Source organism: Clostridium mobile (assembly GCF_018918285.1).
Lineage (GTDB): Bacteria > Bacillota > Clostridia > Clostridiales > Clostridiaceae > Clostridium_AW > Clostridium_AW mobile.
In genome coordinates this window covers 917,088-935,340 of record NZ_JAHLQF010000001.1, presented here as the reverse complement: position 1 = coordinate 935,340, position 18,253 = coordinate 917,088, and the positions used below count along the sequence as shown (strand labels likewise).

13 protein-coding genes and 1 other annotated feature are annotated in these 18,253 nt (G+C 30.9%); of the genes, 8 read left to right on the top strand and 5 right to left on the bottom strand.

The genetic code is table 11. The annotated features are described in order from the left end of the window. Positions 1–3: 3 nt before the first annotated feature. Positions 4–570 (bottom strand): hypothetical protein, encoded by a 567-nt coding sequence (locus KQI86_RS04580; protein WP_216437959.1) that lies wholly within the window; start codon positions 568–570, stop codon positions 4–6. 195 nt (positions 571–765) lie between these two features. On the opposite strand from KQI86_RS04580, the gene KQI86_RS04575 reads away from it, so the two are divergent. The 5 genes from KQI86_RS04575 to KQI86_RS04555 all read left to right on the top strand — a co-directional run bounded on the left by KQI86_RS04575 (position 766) and on the right by KQI86_RS04555 (position 8,660). Further along, positions 766–1,503: a hypothetical protein gene (locus KQI86_RS04575; protein WP_216437958.1), complete on the top strand. Its 738-nt coding sequence runs from the start codon at positions 766–768 to the stop codon at positions 1,501–1,503. A gap of 701 nt (positions 1,504–2,204) precedes the next feature. After that, a complete protein-coding gene (gene addB / locus KQI86_RS04570; RefSeq protein ID WP_216437957.1) occupies positions 2,205–5,651 on the top strand; it encodes a helicase-exonuclease AddAB subunit AddB in 3,447 nt (1,148 codons plus the stop codon). Positions 5,652–5,694: 43 nt separating this feature from the next. Then, the gene (locus tag KQI86_RS04565) at positions 5,695–6,513 is read left to right on the top strand and encodes a MerR family transcriptional regulator (protein WP_216437956.1); all 819 of its coding nucleotides are present in this window, start codon (positions 5,695–5,697) and stop codon (positions 6,511–6,513) included. A gap of 108 nt (positions 6,514–6,621) precedes the next feature. After that, on the top strand, positions 6,622–7,656 hold the full coding sequence (locus KQI86_RS04560; protein ID WP_216437955.1) for a PTS sugar transporter subunit IIC: 1,035 nt from the start codon (positions 6,622–6,624) through the stop codon (positions 7,654–7,656). Positions 7,657–7,673: 17 nt separating this feature from the next. After that, complete coding sequence (locus KQI86_RS04555; RefSeq protein ID WP_216437954.1) at positions 7,674–8,660, top strand: D-isomer specific 2-hydroxyacid dehydrogenase family protein; 987 nt, start codon at positions 7,674–7,676, stop codon at positions 8,658–8,660. A 92-nt stretch (positions 8,661–8,752) separates the two neighbouring features. Here KQI86_RS04555 and KQI86_RS04550 read toward each other — a convergent pair whose 3' ends face one another. The 4 genes from KQI86_RS04550 to KQI86_RS04535 form a co-directional block, all read right to left on the bottom strand. Beyond that, positions 8,753–9,082 (bottom strand): DHCW motif cupin fold protein, encoded by a 330-nt coding sequence (locus KQI86_RS04550; RefSeq protein ID WP_216437953.1) that lies wholly within the window; start codon positions 9,080–9,082, stop codon positions 8,753–8,755. Positions 9,083–9,247: 165 nt separating this feature from the next. Continuing rightward, positions 9,248–10,045: a sugar phosphate isomerase/epimerase family protein gene (locus tag KQI86_RS04545; protein WP_216437952.1), complete on the bottom strand. Its 798-nt coding sequence runs from the start codon at positions 10,043–10,045 to the stop codon at positions 9,248–9,250. Between the two features lie 64 nt (positions 10,046–10,109). Continuing rightward, entirely contained in the window at positions 10,110–11,708 is a 1,599-nt protein-coding gene (serA, locus tag KQI86_RS04540; RefSeq protein ID WP_216437951.1) for a phosphoglycerate dehydrogenase, read from the bottom strand. A gap of 22 nt (positions 11,709–11,730) precedes the next feature. Then, the gene (locus KQI86_RS04535; RefSeq protein WP_216437950.1) at positions 11,731–12,792 is read right to left on the bottom strand and encodes a pyridoxal-phosphate-dependent aminotransferase family protein; all 1,062 of its coding nucleotides are present in this window, start codon (positions 12,790–12,792) and stop codon (positions 11,731–11,733) included. Positions 12,793–12,843: 51 nt separating this feature from the next. Next, positions 12,844–13,048 (bottom strand) — a binding site (T-box leader). Positions 13,049–13,178: 130 nt separating this feature from the next. Here KQI86_RS04535 and KQI86_RS04530 point away from each other — a divergent pair. From KQI86_RS04530 to KQI86_RS04520, 3 genes are all read left to right on the top strand, one after another. Next, entirely contained in the window at positions 13,179–15,491 is a 2,313-nt protein-coding gene (locus tag KQI86_RS04530; protein WP_216437949.1) for a sensor domain-containing diguanylate cyclase/phosphohydrolase, read from the top strand. 61 nt (positions 15,492–15,552) lie between these two features. Continuing rightward, entirely contained in the window at positions 15,553–17,676 is a 2,124-nt protein-coding gene (gene cooS / locus KQI86_RS04525; RefSeq protein WP_216437948.1) for an anaerobic carbon-monoxide dehydrogenase catalytic subunit, read from the top strand. Between the two features lie 160 nt (positions 17,677–17,836). Continuing rightward, entirely contained in the window at positions 17,837–18,208 is a 372-nt protein-coding gene (locus KQI86_RS04520) for a DUF3232 domain-containing protein (protein WP_216437947.1), read from the top strand. Positions 18,209–18,253 lie beyond the last annotated feature (45 nt).

The window sequence follows — 18,253 nt, the reverse complement described above, 5'->3', positions numbered from 1 at the left end:
ACCTTAATGGCAGCTTCTGCCGCCTCTACCTCTTCCCATCATTCCGTGAAAACCATTTTCTGATCCTGGACTTTCGTCTAGGCAATCATCTATATAGTTATCAAAGTCTTCTTTAAATCTTTCTCCTTCTTCTTTGGTGATAGTTCCATTTTTGATAGCCTCATCTATGGCTTTTGTTCTTCCTTCAACCATAGCATTTTTAAAATCTTCATTGCTCATTCCTTTTTCTTCTGCTATTTCCCACATATGTTTTCCAGAATTAAGTGCGTCTTCGATTTCTTTATCGCTCATATTTAATTTATCTCTTAATATTGATGTCATCATGTCATAACCACCAAATCCCATCATGTGGTGATTACCCATACCCCTCATGTGATGATCATACATATCCATCATATTATAATCATCTATTCCTGTTCTTCCGTCCATTCTTCTGGAATATGATGTATTGTCATTATTAATATTTGATGTATTTATATTTCTAGGTGATGCTGTAGCTGCATAAGCAGTAGCTCCTACCCCTAAAGCTAATGTTAAAGCCAATGTGGTTATAATATTTTTTCTTTTCATAGTAAAGTCCTCCTAAACATTTTTCTTTATGAATATATAATAATATATAATATTGATTAAACTATGAGGAGATTGTGATGGAATTGTGAAAATTATTGTAATTATTTTGTAACATATTCGTAAATTCAATGTAATACATGCTATGGATAATTATAGTAATATATAATTAAAGAAGAGCTTAAAAGGAGGACTATTATGAATAAGAAATTAAAAAAGATTACATTGGTAATATCTACAATTGCTATAATATTTGCTTTTACTGGTTGTGGAAGTAGTAAGAATACTTCTTCATCAAAAGAGAATGAGGTGAAGGCAGAAATCAATGAAAATAAGAAGGAAAAAGAATATAGTAAGGAATTAGCAGCTTTTTTTCCTAAAGAGGATATGTCAGAAATGCAGTACAGTGGTACTTCCGAATATAGTGAAGCAGTAAAAATTGGCAAAGTTTCAGGGACTAAAGAAACTTTGATTATTGATTTAAAAGGAACTGTTAAAAGGGTAGCTGAAGAAGGAGAAGGAGCTACTGGGGACAAATTACAATTTGTAAAAGAATATACCATAGATAATGAATCTGTAAAAGAAGTACAAACCAATGGAGAAATTAAGAAAAATCAAGGAGCTATTGAAAAATCTACAATATTAAAACTGCCCCTAGAAAAGGGAAATAAGTGGGAAGATGAAGTAGAATTAAAAGGCAAAACTTATAAAGCTGAAACTACTATACAAGATATATCTAAAGGTGAAGATGGAAAAAGAATAATAACAACAGAAACTATTGTTAAAGGAGTAGAAGGATATCCAGATAAAACTTATAGAGAGATAAAAGCATTTAAAGAAGGAAAAGGACTTGTGGAATTTAGCAATGTACTAGTATTTGAAGATGGAAGTACTATGGATTTCTCATATAGTTTATTCGAAGCTGGAAATGAATAAAAAGTGCTTTGTACTTAACATTTTAAAAACACATTTTTAAACCATAAAAGAGCTAAGTATGTAATGAGAGAAACGTCTTTTGAAGTGAACTCATTATGTACTTAGCTACCCCTTTTTGTATATCCAATTATCTTTGTAGAAACTTACAATTAAGAGAAAAAAATTTAAGGTTTCAACAAATTCAAAATGCTATACAATGCTTCTTATACTATCTCGCTTCAATAAGAACTTCTAAAATTTATTTTATAAAACTCTCTAATGCTGACAAACTCCTTTCAGTCAAACATGTACAGCATCTTAACGATACTTTTCTAAAATAAATTAAGAATTTCTAGATTTTGCTCAAACGCATAGGGCGCACTACATAGCATTTTTTAGTTTTAAATATTTGTAAAACATAAAAGAGCTAAGTATGTAATGAAATAGCGACTTTTTCTGGAGTGGCTTCATTACATGCTTAGCTCTCTATTTGTCAAATTAAATTACGTTTGTAGAAATCTATCTTTGAGAAAACAATCTGTTACAATATATATTTGAAAATACATCTGTAAAACATAAAGGAACTGAGATATATAGTGGGAGGAGCGCCTTTTTGAAGCGATCTCACTAAAGAGCAGTCCTGCTGTTTTCCGGTAATACTGTTTTTTCAAAATAAATTAGGTTACAATAATAGTAACATTACTTATAAGGTGGAGTTTAACATGAGTTTAAGATTTATTTATGGAAGGTCTGGCAGTGGGAAAAGTTATTATTGTTTACAGGATATAAAAAGAAAAATTGAAAAAGGAGAAGATACTACAAAAATTCTTCTTGTACCAGAACAATTTTCATTTCAAAGTGAGAAGAATTTATTGAGTTTTCTTGGAGAAGAGAATATAAATAAAGCACAGGTTCTTAGTTTTAAAAGATTGGCTTATAAAGTGTTTAATGAGGTGGGAGGAATTACTCATAGACATATCAATGACTCAGGAAAGAGTATGCTCATATATAAAATAATAAATGATTTAGGTGATGAATTAAAAATATTTAAAAACGCATCTAAAAGAGATGGCTTTATTTCTACTATGTCTGATCTTATAACTGAATTTAAGAGATATAGCATCACTCCGGAAAATTTGCTTGAATCGTCAAAGGGGATAAGTGAGAATACCCTTAAAAGTAAAGTTGAAGATTTAGGTCGTATATATTTAAAATTTGAAGAAAATTTACATAACAAATACATAGATAGTGACGATGATTTAACTATATTAATAGATAAACTGGATAAATCTAATTTATTTGATAATGCAGAAGTTTGGATCGATGAGTTTTTTGACTTTACTCCTCAAGAATATAAGATATTAGAAAAAATACTTTATAAGGCGAAAGTGGTAAATATCACTTTAAGTACTGATGTATTAGAGGGTAGCTCCCCAATAGACAACTTAGATTTATTTTATCCTAGTAAAAATACTGAAGAGAAATTTTTAAGCATAATAGAAAAGAATAATATAAGATATGATAAACCTTTGGCATTAGAATGTTCACCTTGTTATAGATTCAAGGATAAGAAAGAATTAATTCATTTAGAAAAAAATTTATATGCCTTTCCTTATAAAGAATATAAAGAGAATACGAAAGATATAACTTTGTTTAGAGCGCTAAACAAGTATACAGAAGTTGAGGATACAGCTAGAAATATTTTAAAGCTAGTTAGAGAAAAAGGATATAGATATAAAGATATTGCTGTGATAACAGGAGACTTGGAAGGCTATGAGAATTTAGTTAGGGCGGTATTTTCAGAATATGAAATTCCATATTTTATAGATAAAAAAGTTCAAATTAGCAATAACCCTCTTGTGATATTTATATTATCTTCTATAGAGATATTTGCAAAGGGATGGAGCTATGAATCTGTTTTTAGATATTTAAAGACAGGACTTACGGATTTAAAGGAAGAAGAAATTGATATTCTAGAAAATTATGTTTTGGCAAACGGAATAAGAGGTAAAAAGTGGACTGAAATTGATAATTGGCAATATAGGATAAGATATGGATTTGGTATAGATGAGGAGATTTCTGAAGAAGAAAAAGAAGATTTAAATTTTATTAATTCTTTAAAAGAAAAAGTAACTTCTCCATTGATGGAGTTTAATAAAAATTTAAAGAGAAGTAAAGGGGCCAAAGAAATGAGTAAAGCCCTATATGACTTCTTAAATACTATGAAAATAAATACAAAAATTGAAGAATGGATAATTAAATTTAAAGAAGAAAATCAACTGGATAGAGTAAGTGAATATAATCAAATATGGAATATAGTAATAGACTTGATGGATCAAATTGCAGAGGTTCTAAAGGAAGAAGATGTGACTATAGATGTTTTTGGAAAACTACTTAAAAGTGGATTTGAACAATATGAGTTAGGATTGATACCTCCAGCTCTAGATCAGCTTTTAGTAAGTAGTATTCAAAGACTTAGAAGCCACCAAATAAAGGCTCTTTATATTATTGGAGTTAATGATGGTGTGTTCCCAGGGGTTATATCTACCGAGGGAATTTTAACAGATATGGACAGGGAAGGATTATATAACAGTGGCATAGAGTTAGCTAAGGATACTAAGAGTAAAGCTTTTGAAGAACAGTTTGTAACCTATATAACTATGACTACTATGAGCGATTATTTAAGGATTAGTTATCCTATAGCGGATCATGAAGGAAAATCTTTAAGGCCCTCTATTGTTGTCTCTAGGTTTAAGAGAATTTTTCCTGATATTATAGAGAGTAGCGATATTATAAAAAAGCATGATATAGAAGAGAATATTAATAAAGTAACTACTCCGGGGGCTACATTTAATGAACTCATTGTTAATTTAAGAAATGATGATAACTTAGAGGTTAATCCTATTTGGTTAAGTGTATATAGTTGGTATATTGAAAACTATAATTGGAAAGATAAATTAACTAATATACTAGAAGGATTTTCTCATAATAATGAAGCAGAGATATTAGATACTAAAAAGGTTAGAAAGTTATATGGTTCCAAAATGAATATTAGCGTATCTAGACTTGAAAAATATGCAGAATGCCCCTTTGCTTATTTTATAAAATATGGAATAAAGGCAAAAGAAAGAAAGATATATAAACTTACAACTCCAGATGTTGGTACATTAATGCATGAAGTTCTTGAGGACTTTTCAAACTATATGGAGGATAAAGAAATTCAGTGGGAAGATGTAACCAATGAGCTGTGTGGTGGAATTGTATCTAATATTGTAGATGAAAAAATTGATGGTATGCCTGGTAGTATATTTAAAAGCTCTCCAAGGCATGAATATATGGGTAATACAGTAAAAAGAATATTAACTAGAGCTGTGTCTGTCATAGGAAGCCAGATAAAAAAAGGGGAGTTTAAGCCATTAGACTATGAATTGTCTTTTGGATTTAATGGGGATTTTCCGCCTATATCTATAGAATTAAGTTCAGGTGAAACTGTAAATTTAATCGGTAGAGTAGATAGAATAGATGATTTAAAAAATACAGAAGGAACATATATAAGGATTATAGATTATAAATCAGGAAGTAAAGAATTTAAATTATCTGATGTTTATTATGGATTACAAATACAATTATTAGTGTATCTTGATGCTCTTTTAAATGAAATTGAGAAAAAATATGGAGAAAATGCTCTTCCAGCAGCTATGCTATATTTTAAATTAGATGACCCTATAATAAAAACTAAAGGGGAAATAAGTGAAGAAGAGATAGAAAATAAAATAATAAAAGAATTAAAGATGAAAGGATTAATATTGGCAGATACTGAAATAATAAGAGCTATGGATAAAGATCTAAAGGGTTCTTCAGATATTTTACCTGTAAGAATAAATAAGGATGATACTATAGCTAAAAGTTCTTCTGCGGCAACTAAGGAGCAATTTCAAATATTGAGGAAATATGTAAGAGGCATGATAGTTAATTTATGTGAGGAAATGTTAGAAGGGAATATAAGTATAAAACCTTATAAAAAGAGTGATTCATCCACTCCTTGTAGGTATTGTGAATATTCTGCAGTATGTCAGTTGGACACAACATTAGATGGTAATGGATATAGATTTATCAATGACAAAAGCGATGAAGAAGTATGGGATTTAATAAAAAAATCTATAGAGTAGCAAGGCAAGGTATGAACTAAGGGCATGGTTTGGAGGAAAAATTGTGGAACATAAAAAGTATAAAATCAATGAAGTTGCAAAAATGCATAATATATCTAAAAAAACTCTAATATATTATGATAAGATTGGACTTTTTAAACCGCAGTATGTGGATGAAGTGAATAACTATAGATATTATGATATGAAAGAGCTTCCAATATTAAAGCAGATTGTATATTTAAAGAATATTGGATTTTCTTTAATGGAAATAAAAAATCTTTTGGATAATAGGGAGCATGATTTAATAATAGACGCATTAACCTCTAAAGATAATGAAATAGTTAAAGAAATTGAAAAACTTCAGGAGACACATAATAGCATTGAACATTTATTGAATTTTTATAAAAAGACAAAATATCTAGATAAAAAGGATCTATATAAACCAGCAGTTAAGATATTTACAAAGAGAAAAATTTTTTATTTAAGATGTGAAGAAGAGGGTAGTTGGGAAGAGATAATGCTGACTTATAGGAGAGTATTAAGGCATCTTCAAGAGTTAAATTTATTCTCTCATAAAGAGTATGGGACTATATATTTAAAAGAAGGGATTGAGTCTGGTTTTAAGCGTAATGTAGGATCTTTTATAAGTATTTCTGATAAATATGACATTAAAGATGAGACGATTCTCCAAGAGGGAAAGTATATTTGTATGTATAAAGATGGAGGATACTATAATGAAGATGCAGTTAAATATCTTTTAAATTGGATAAAAGAAAATGGCTATGAGGTTATAAGTGACATATATGAATATTGTATGATTGATTATACTTTTACAAAATCAATAGAAGACATGATATCTGAAATTCAAATAAGGGTGAGATAATATCTCATCCTTTTTACTTAGAAAAATTATTGTTGACAATGACCTTAGGGCACGGATTAAAGTGAAATTGTTAAAAAATTAATAATTGATTTAAGGAGTGAATAAATCATGTCAGAAAACAAAATTAATGCTAAGGAGTTTATTAGCAAGATTCTTACAGGTATGAGTATTGGTATTGTAGTTGCGTTAATACCTTCCGCTTTGTTAGGAGAATTAGGTAAGGCTCTTAATATAAATGCTATAGTGGAAATTACAAAGATGGCAAGCAATTTATTGACTATTGTAATGGGACTTTGTATAGCTATGCAATTTAAGATGTCTCCTATACAATCAGGAACTTTAGCAATAACTACAATGATAGGTTCTGGAGCTTTAAAAATAAAGGATAATGTTATTCAATTTGCTGGAATGGGCGATGTAATAAATGCTGGAATAACAGCAGCATTGGCGGTATTATTAATATTATATATAGGTGACAAATTAAAAGCTTACACAATGCTTTGCGTTCCAACAGTTGTTATTACTCTTATAGGATTTACGGGACTAGAAATGCTTCCATATGTATCTTCAATAACAAAATACTTAGGAAATATGGTTGCAGCATTTACAACATTACAACCAGTATTAATGGGAATATTCACAGCTGTTACTTTTGCAGTATTAATAGTTTCACCAGTATCTACTGTTGGTGTTGCTATGGCTATTTCATTAGCGGGAATTGGTTCAGGAACTGCAAACCTTGGCATATGTGCTGCAGGTTTTGGACTTGCAGTAGCTGGATTTAATGTAAATGGAATGGGAACTTCATTAGCCCATATATTGGGCTCACCAAAGATGCAACTAGCGAACTTTGTGAAGAAACCAACAATGATGCTGCCTATAGTTGCAAATGCAGCAGTAGTTGGAGCTTTAGGTGGATTACAAAAAATACAAGGTACACCAATGAGTGCTGGATTTGGTGTTAGTGGACTTATAGGGCCAATAAATCATTTAAATATTGTTGGATATAGTACAGGAAATCTAATAACAACAGTAATAATGTTTATAGTAGCCCCACTTATATTGAGTTTTGTATTTAAATATTTATTTATAAACGTATTGAAGATGGTTAAGGAAGAGGATTATTTAATAGAATTTAAATAATATAGGGGGAAAGTAAAATGAAGATTATTGCATATGCATATAGACCAGATGAAACTATAGCTTTTGAGAGATTCTCAAAGGAGCTAAATTTAGATGTTACTTATGTAAAGGAATGTTTATCACCTGAAAATGCACATTTAGCAGAAGGAATAGAAGCTGTTGCAATATTAGGTAATTGTAATGCTAAAAGAGAAGTCTTAGAAAAGTTGAGCAAGTGTGGAGTTAAATATTTGGCTTCAAGAAGTGCTGGTTATAATAATATAGATTTAGAGGCAGCTAAAGATTTTGGAATAAGAGTGAGTAATGCAACATACTCTCCAAATTCAGTGGCAGATTTTGCAACAATGCTTGCATTAATGTTAAACCGTAGAGTTATAGAGTCAATAAAAAGAAATCAAGGGCATGATTATACATTAGGCGGATTAATGGGAAATGAATTGCGCAATCAAGTAGTTGGAGTTATTGGGACAGGCCGTATAGGGCAAACTGTTATAAAAAACTTCAGTGGATTTGGCCCTAAAATACTGGCTTATGATTTATATCCAAACGAAGAAATGAAGAAGTATGTAGAATATGTGGATTTGGACACATTGTTAGGAGAAGCGGATATTATTACATTACATGCTCCATTATTTGAAAGTAACTATCATTTAATAAATAAAGAAACCATTGCAAAAATGAAGGATGGAGTAAAGATAATAAATACAGCTCGTGGAGAATTAATAGATACATTTGACCTTATAGATGGATTAAAGAATGGAAAAATCGGAGGAGCAGGGCTGGATGTTATAGAAAATGAGTTAGGCATATTCCATAGTGATTGTAGATTTAAAACTATAGATCATGATGGATTAGCTATATTAAAGGGATTGCCTAATGTAATATTAACTCCTCATTGTGCATTCTATACAGATCAAGCAGTTAGCGATATGGTGGAATGTGGATTGAGAAGCTTACATTCATTTTTAGTAAATGGAAATAGTTCTTGGGAAATTAGTTTATAAAAATCTATATTATTAACTCGTATAATTATATAATAAAAAATCCAGGATCATTCAAAGAATTCTGGATTTTTTATTATAAGCATAAGAGCATTTTAATCAACTATAAAAAGTTTAGCACCATTTTTAGTAGAGGAACGATGTGGATTTATATCATCAGCAACTTGATAGCTTGTACCAGCTTTAAGAGTAAATTTTCTTCCATCATCTAATTCTGTTTCTAATTCTCCTTCTAACACAAGTAGTACGTGTCCGCGACTGCACCAATGATCTGCTAAATACCCAGGAGTATATTCCACCATACGGACACGTATATTTCCTTGTTCAAAAGTTCTCCATATTGCTTTTCCAGTTATGCCAGGGTGTTCTGTAGTTTCTACTGTACTCCAATCAACTGTACAGAATGGAACATCAACAATTTTCATATTTCTCTCTCCTTTATGTATGATAATTGTATTTAGCTCCATTATATACTAGTTATGATATATAAGGGTAAGAGTAAAGCTTTGTTAAAGCCTAATAAGCTATATATTCTCTGAATATCTTGAAAATTCAGTTAAATAGGTATGGATGCTAGAGTATATTGGTAATTAATAAAAATTACTTTGTAATTTTTTTAAGGATTTTACTGCATTTTCTCTTGGTCTAACTTCTATAATATATACAATATCCTTACCATCCATTAATGAAAAATGTTTTTTAAAGTCTAAGTTACCTGTGCCTACAATTTGATGATCACTTTTACCGTTGTTATCATGAACATGGCAGGTTTTTATTTTATCAATATTTTTAATAAAGAATTCCACTTCATTATATTTATTTTCATAGGAATGTCCTATGTCCCAAGTTAGAGAAAGGGAAGTTGTATCTAGTAATTCTTGAAGAGTTTCTTGAATTAAGCTTTCTGTAAATCGCCCGGAGTTTTCAACACAAATCATTAATTTATTTCCGGCGTGATTAACTAATTCTATTAGAGAATTGGTTAATATTTTTTTATACTCTTCTTTGTGAAATTCCTCCATATAACTTTTTCTATCCACTAGGGTAAAACATACTGAAGGACCCACATGGAGGGTCAAAGCTCTCCCCCCAATGTGTATTCCAAAATCTATTATTTCCTTTAATCTATATATGGTAGCTTGCCTAATGCTGCTTTGAAGCTGGAGCAGTGTTATATCTTCAGGGGCATGCATGGACAAAGTTATTCCCTTATCTTCGGCATATTTTTTTATTTTCGCTCTTTCCTCTATAGAAAAGTTCTCAGGAAAGTATATAGGAACATTTAAATTTATTTCTACAGCAGACATGCCATTTTCCTTTGCAAAATCTATGGTTTTATAAATATTTTCTTCTCCCACTGTAGCAGCATATCCAATTTTTTTCAGCATTTTTATGCACTCCTTTATAGCTTCAAACTTTCAACTCTCAATTAGTATAAGCTTTTAACTTATGCTAAATTTGAACAACCTTTGCCCATAAGATATTATCAGAAGATGTGAGTTTATTTAGAGCAGATTTTGATATTTTATCGTCTATATTTAATATCATAAGGGCTCTATCACCTTTTAATTTTCTTCCAACTTGCATAGTTGCAACGTTCACGTTTTCTTCTCCTATGAAGGTACCAACTTGACCTATAACTCCAGGGACATCTCTATTTTGTAATATTAACATGTAATCTGTTGGGTTAACATCAACTTCATAGCCAAGTATTTCAACTAATTTTCCATCCCCTTTATTGGATAGTGTTCCAGATAGGGTAAATTCCGCTCCCGCATCATTTGTAATTTTAATTTTTATCAAGTTTGAATAGTTATTATAGTGCTCACAGAAATTTTCACAGGTTATGCCTATGCCACTTTCTTTTGCTTTTACTAAAGCATTGATATAATTAACTTTGTCATCCATTATAGGTTGCAATAATCCTTTGATAAAGGCTATGGTAGCCATTTCAGTATCCTGACAGCCTATTTCTCCCCAATAATTTATATCCACAAATTTTATTACTTCCTTGTTTAGTTGGTAATATATCTTACCAAGGGATTCCATTAAATCAATATATGGTTTTAAAACTTTTAATTCATCCCTGTGTATTAGAGGAAGATTAACAGCATTAGGCACAATTTCACCTTTTATGCCATAAAGCACCTGTTGAGCTACTGTTAGTCCAACATTCTGCTGAGCTTCTATTGTAGTTGCACCTATATGAGGAGTAACTACTACATTAGGGAAGCTATATAATTCTGCACTGTATCTAGGTTCCTTATCGTGAACATCTAAGCCTACGCTGGCAATTTTACCAGTAGCAAGTCCATTGTATAGGGCTTTTTCCTCCATTAGTTTTCCTCTGGCAGCATTTACAATTCTAACTCCATCTTTCATAAGAGCTACTTCTTTTTCACCAATGATGCCTATGGTTTCTTCTGTTCTTGGTGTGTGAATAGTTATATAATCTGATTCCTTCAATAACTCTTCTAAGGTATTTTTCTTTGTTACATTGTATCTTTCAAATCTTTCATCTGAAATATAAGGATCGTAGGCAATAACTTTCATACCAAAGGCATTCATTCTTGTAGCAACAAGAGCTCCAATTCTACCAAGGCCTATAATTCCTAAAGTTTTATTGAATAGCTCGTTTCCCATGAAGCTATCTCTGTCCCAATTTCCATCCTTTAAAAATTTATCTGATCTAGCTATATTTCTTGAGGTGGAAAGTAAAAGTCCTATGGTCAATTCGCAAGCTGAAATGCTATTGCTATCAGGAGTATTAGCTACTATAATACCTCTTTTTGTAGCCTCAGGAATATCAATGTTATCTACTCCATTTCCAGCTCTGCCTACAATTTTCAAATTAAGGGCTCTATCCATTAGTTCACTGTCTACTTTTGCATCACTTCGTATTATGAGCCCTTGATAATCATTTATTATATTTAATAGCTCTTCTCTTTTTATATCTATTTTTACGTCAACTTGGAAATCTTGTTGATTTCTCAACAATTCTATTCCCATATCATCTATTTTATCAATTACTAAAACTTTATTTATTTCCACGACGAATACCCCCTGTAATATTTTATATTATCTCTCTAATTGCATTCATAGTTCTATATATCATCTCTTCGTTTATACATCCCATATGACCCACTCTTATCATCTTTCCTTTTGCAGCTCCTTGCCCTCCGGCAACTATAATATTGTATTCTTTTTCTAATCTGTTTTTTATATCATTAGCATTTTCAAAGGAAATAGCGGTAATGGTGTTGGAAAGTGCATTTTCATCAGTAAAGATATTTAATCCCATACCTTTTATTTCTTCTCTGAATTTATCTGCTAGTATTTTATGCCTTAAAAATACATTATTTAAGCCTTCCTCTTCTATCATAGCCAAAGCTTCATTAGCAGCTGATATAAGAGAAACAGCAGGAGTATAAGGGTTTTGAGGGTCAGCTTTTTCTAAAAATTTGTTAGCATTTAAGAAATCAAAATAGAATTTAGGTATATTTGAAACTTTACAATACTCAAAAGCTTTTTTGCTCACACCAACAAAAGATAATCCAGGTGGAGACATTAGAGCTTTTTGAGATGCTGTTACTATTACATCTATATTCCACTCATCCATTCTAATATCTATTCCTCCAAGGGAGCTCACTGCGTCTACAATGTAAAGAATATTTTTATCTTTTAAATATTCTCCTATTTCTTTTATAGGATTAACTGCTCCTGTTGAAGTTTCATTATGAGTAATAATAAGACCTTTATGATAATCTTTTAAATTATTTTTAATTTCCTCAAGAGAAACAGCCTTTCCCCAAGGGACCTTTATTTCATCGACTGTTAATCCATATATTTTTGCTATTTGTATAAACCTATCACCAAAATCGCCAATAGATACCGCTAAAATCCTATCTCCAGTACTAAAACAGTTGGCTATAGAGGCTTCTAATGCACCTGTACCAGCAGATGGGAATGTTAAAACATTGTTTGAAGTTTGAAATACAAATTTTAATCTTTCGTTAAATTCTCTAAATAAATTGCTGTATTCTGATGTCCTATGATGAATCATTTTTTCATTCATCTTGTTTAATACTCTTTCAGGAACATTAGTTGGTCCTGGTGTCATTAATAACTTTTCCATATAGAAAACCTCCTATCAAAATAAAATAAAAAAACCCGCCCATTAGAATAATCTAAGGACGGGGGATAGCCACGTGGTACCACCTTAATTTTGCTACTTGCAAGTAGCCTTTGCATTATAACGGTTTTTAACCGGCATAGGTTTTTACCCCTATACAGCTCCAGGTCGGATTCGACAAGCTTCAATGCCAATTCTCACCATACATTGGCTCTCTTAAAATGAAGGATTGCTTACTACTACCTTTCAAAACATTAATGTATTAACTCGTATTATATAATATATTAAAACATAAATCAATATTTAAATTTAGTATTTTTATTCTCTAATCCTACATATAATTTATAGAAACAACAAAAGTATTATAATAAAAGGAGTGTAAATTATAGATGATTGGGGATAGGGGTGCTAATAATAAATATGGTGAAGTTATAGAAAATATGTTTGATGGATTTATGTATAGCAAAATTATTTTAGATGATAATTCCATACCAATAGATTTTATTTTTGAAGAAATTAATGATAAGTTCATAAATATGTTAGGGACAAGTAGAGAAAATATAATAGCCAAAAAAGGAAGTGAAATATTAAGGAAATATAAGGGGGGAGATCTTTCATCTATTTATATTTATGGAAATATAGCTTTAAATGGAGGAATGGCTAGATTTGATGAATATTGGCAAGGCATTGACAAGTGGTTTTCTGTATTTATTTACAGCGACAAAAAAGACTATTTTGCCATAACATTGATAGATATAACAGGCATGAAAAGAACTTGGAATAAAATTAATAAATTATCTGATAGTTTGGTTAGGTATTTACAATTACCCTTTGGGAATATAGACTACAGCATTATTTGTAAGGATATTCTAAAGTTATCTGAAGGAAAAATAGCTGCTCTCATTATGTATGATAAAAGGAACGGTACCTTTAAGTTTAAGTCTTTGCAAGGGTTAGATGAAAATTTAAAAGTATTTGATTCTATTATAGGATACAAGCTACTGGGGAAAAATTTACCTATGGATAAAAGAATAAATAAATTATTAAAGGAAGAAAGAATTGTTAGATTTTATACTATTGGAGAGTTTTTAAGTAACATTGTTAGTGAAGATAAAATAACTTTAATAAAAGATAAAATAAATGTGGATTATTGTTGTAGTGTAACGATTAAAGAAGGGAAAAATATTTTAGGAGAACTTATAATATTTATGCCAAAATATAAACCTATATTCGATAGTAGCATACTTGAATTATATGCAAATTATTTAAGTTCATTTTTAATAAGACAGAACTTGGAAAGGGAATTAAAAGAAAAGGAAGAAAGATGGAAGTTTGCTATTGAAAGCAATGGTGATGGGGTTTGGGATTGGAATATTAGAACCAACGAAGTTATATTTTCTAACACATTTTTACACATGTTAGGCTACGAAGAAAATGAAATATCAAAGGATTTCCAGTCTTTTATTAGTTTAATTCCTACAGAGGATTTACACTTGTTTTATGATAATCTCCAAAAACATTTCAATGGTGAAAGTGAGATTTTAAGGATAGAACATAAATTGAAATGTAAGGATGGATATTATAAAGAATGTTTGGCTAGAGGGAAGATAGTAGGGTGGGATAGCAATGGAAATCCTAATAGAATAGTTTGCACTCATACGGATATTACGGAAAGAAAAAGAGCTTTTCAAAAGGTAGCTTATCTTTGCTTTCATGACAATTTAACAGGGTTATACAATAGAGCTTTTTTAGAGGAAGAAATGAGAAGATTAGATACTAAAAGACAGTTGCCATTAACTATAATAATGGGAGATGTAGATTGTTTAAAGTTAGTTAACGATGCCTTTGGTCATGATGAGGGGGATAAGTTGATAAAAAATGTAGCTAAAATACTTAAAAAGTGCTGTAGAGAAGAGGATATAGTCGCTAGAACAGGGGGAGATGAATTTGTAATAATGCTACCTAAGGTGACAGAAGAAAGAGGGCTTAGAATAGTAGAAAAAATCAAAGATATGTGTAAGAGAGAAGTAGGTTGGACTATCCAACCTAATATTTCCCTAGGGGTAGCCACTAAAAATAACAATGAAGAAAGTATTGCTAATGTATATAAAAAAGCTGAAGAGAGAATGTACAACAATAAATTATTAGAAAGTAAAGAATTAAAAAGGAAAATAACTAATTATTTAACTGAAATGCTCAATAAAAAGTCTCAAAACAAAGAAGAAGACTTAGCTATGGTAAAGGATCTAGCTTTAAGAATAGGAGAGCATTTAAATTTAAGTAAAGATGAAATGGATGCTCTATTAACATTATCAACTATATATAATATAGGGCTAATTGCTATGCCGGAAAAATTATTAGAAAAACAGGGAGATTTCAATGAAATAGAGATGGAGATAATTAAAAGACATTGTGAAACAGGATATAGAATAGCATCTTGTATTCCAGATTTTGCTTATATTGCAGAGCACATATTATGTCATCATGAGTATTATAACGGAGAAGGATATCCACAAGGATTAAAAGGAGATGAGATACCCCTATTATCTAGAATAATATGTGTTTTAGAAGCTTATATCAAATACGAAGATAAACAATCAGGATTAGAAGAAATAATGCTATATTCCGGTAAGAAATATGATCCTAAGATAGTAGATGTCTTGGAAATAATTGTAAAGAGTCATAAAAATATGGAGAAATAGAATAATAGAAAAACCTTCTGGTAAAACTATTTTGGAATAAACTTTACAGGAGGTTTTTTTTATGTCTGATAAGGATATTAAAAGCTCATACGAAGAAAGTGCGAAAAGGATGAGCGGTGGGACAGAAACTCTAGGATCTAAAGTAAAAGATACCAACGATCCTAATGAACACAATGACTTGCATGAAAAGATTAAAGTAAACTATAATAATTCACCGGATTTTTCTTCTATGGAGGAAGTACATAAGTGGCAAAGGGAACACGTGAAAAAAGAACAAGGGAAAAATGGGTATCCTTTAAATGTAATAATTGACCCAGCTATGAGAGAAATGTATAAAGTTGTACATGATGCAGGTTTAACTAACGTATTTGATAGATTTTCACAACAACAGCCTATACAATGTAAATTTTGTATAGAAGGATTATCTTGTCAACTGTGTGCAAATGGACCCTGTCGTATAAATGAAAAAGTACCAAGAGGAACCTGTGGTGTTGATGCTCATACTATGGTGGCTAGAAACTTCATGTATAGACATGTTACTATAGGAACTTCAGCAAACATATTCCACTGTCATCAAGCTGCTCGTACATTAAAAGCAGCGGGAGAGCATCCTGAAAGTGGATTGAAAATTAGAGATGCTGAAAAGCTTAAGAAATACGCCGATATGGCAGGCTTAGATGCCAATAAACCAATTGAAAAGCTGGCAATAGAGTTTGCTGATTGGGTTATGGATGATATTCATTCTCCTTACCATATACCTTCAAAAACAGTTGAAGCTTTTGCTCCTACAAAACGTAAAGAATTATGGAGACAGCTTGGTTTATTCCCAGGAGGAGGATATAGTGAGGTAGCCTATGCTCAAACTAGATGTATGACTAACTTTACATCAGATCCAGTAGAGTTTTTATTAAATAGTGTGAGATTAGGTATAGCTAATGAATATCAAGGACTATTCCTCTTAGATATTATTCAAGAAATTTTAATGGGTACTCAAGAAATAGCTAAGAAGAAACAAAACATGGGATTGTTAAAAGAAAATATGATAAATGTGGTGACAAATGGTCATATGCCGCTTCTGGCTCATGTTGCCATTGATTTAGCTTCAACGGATGAGTGGCAGCAAAAGGCTAAAGCTGCAGGTGCTGAAGGTATTCAAATATTAGGCCATGTATGTGAAGGGCAGCAACTTATAAACTATGAAGGTACCCATAATCAAAAAGGTTATGGTGGTCAAGAAGGAGAATGGTTGTCACAAGAATATTTATTAGCTACTGGTGTAATAGATTTATTTATGTTTGATTACAACTGTACTGTAGCTACAATGCCTATTTTTGCAAAGAGATTTGGAACTAAATTATTGAGTACTCATCCAGTAATAAAACTTCAAGGAACCGAAACCTTAGATTTTGTTCCTGAAAAAATGAAAGAACAAGCAGAAAAAGCGCTGGATAAAGCACTTGAGGCATTTAAACAGCGTAAATCAGAAAATAGAAAAGTATATATTCCACCATATGTATCAGAATGTACCGTAGGATTTAGTACTGAATCCGTTAAAAAAGCTTTAGGTGGAAGTTTTAAACCTTTAATAGAACAAATAGCGAATGGAAATATCAGAGGTATAGCTACTATTGTAGGATGTACTACTGCAAGATATGACCAGGGTGGAAGTAATATATTTAAGATTACTCAAGGCTTAATTAAAAATAATATAATAGTATTATCTGGAGGATGTACATCTAGTGTAATGGAATACACTGGACTTACTAATCCAAAAGCTGCTGATGAATGTGGAGAGGGATTAAAAGCTGTATGTAAGAGTTTAGGAATACCACCGGTTTTATCTTATGGTGCTTGTGTAGATATAGGAAAAATGACTCACACAGCAAAAGAAATAGCTGACGAACTGAATGTAGATACAAATAAATTGCCACTAGTAATTGGAGCACCTGAATACTTAGAGCAGAAGGCAGTAGCGGATGCTTGTACTGCAGTAGCTTTAGGTTGGTTAGTGCACGTAGCTCCAGTTCCATCAATAACGGGAAGTGATGTAGTAGTGAAAACTCTTACTGAAACTACTGAAACTCTTGGCCTAGGAAAAGTAGTAGTTGAAATGGATGCAGAAAAAACAGTTCAAATATATGTGGATCATATAGAGAAAAAACGTAAAGAATTAGGATTAAATTAAAAAATTAGAATTAAGTTAAAAGAATAAGATTAAGATTAAGTTAAAGCAACAAAAAGCTTAGGTATTATTAAAATGCCTAAGCTTTTTTATTTAATATGAATATATAGTAAAAATTTTTAATAGTATATATAAATAAGTAATGATAAGGGAATGAGGGGATATGATAATCGAAAAGATAAGAGAAGTTGCTGATAAGATTTCTAATTCAGAGGATTTAGACTGTATTGAAGTATTAGAAGATTTGATTTTATCAGCAGGTGAATTTGTTAAAAAGGTAAATACGCTAGAAGGAGGCATTATTGTTTCTAAATATTATAAAGATGGAGAAGAATTTAGAGAGTACATGGCTGAGTTGGATAAAGAGAAATTCTTGGCTCATAATGAACTTATAGCTAATGTTAAAATAGTTAATAGATTATGTAAAAAATATAATATTCCCATTGTATATATTGGAGATGAAGAGGATAGAGCAGCTATTGGAAAGTTTGGACTTGCATTAACCAATGAAATATTTTCTTCAAGAAGAACATAAAAGCATGTAAATTAAATACATGCTTTTATTTTATAGAATTATTGC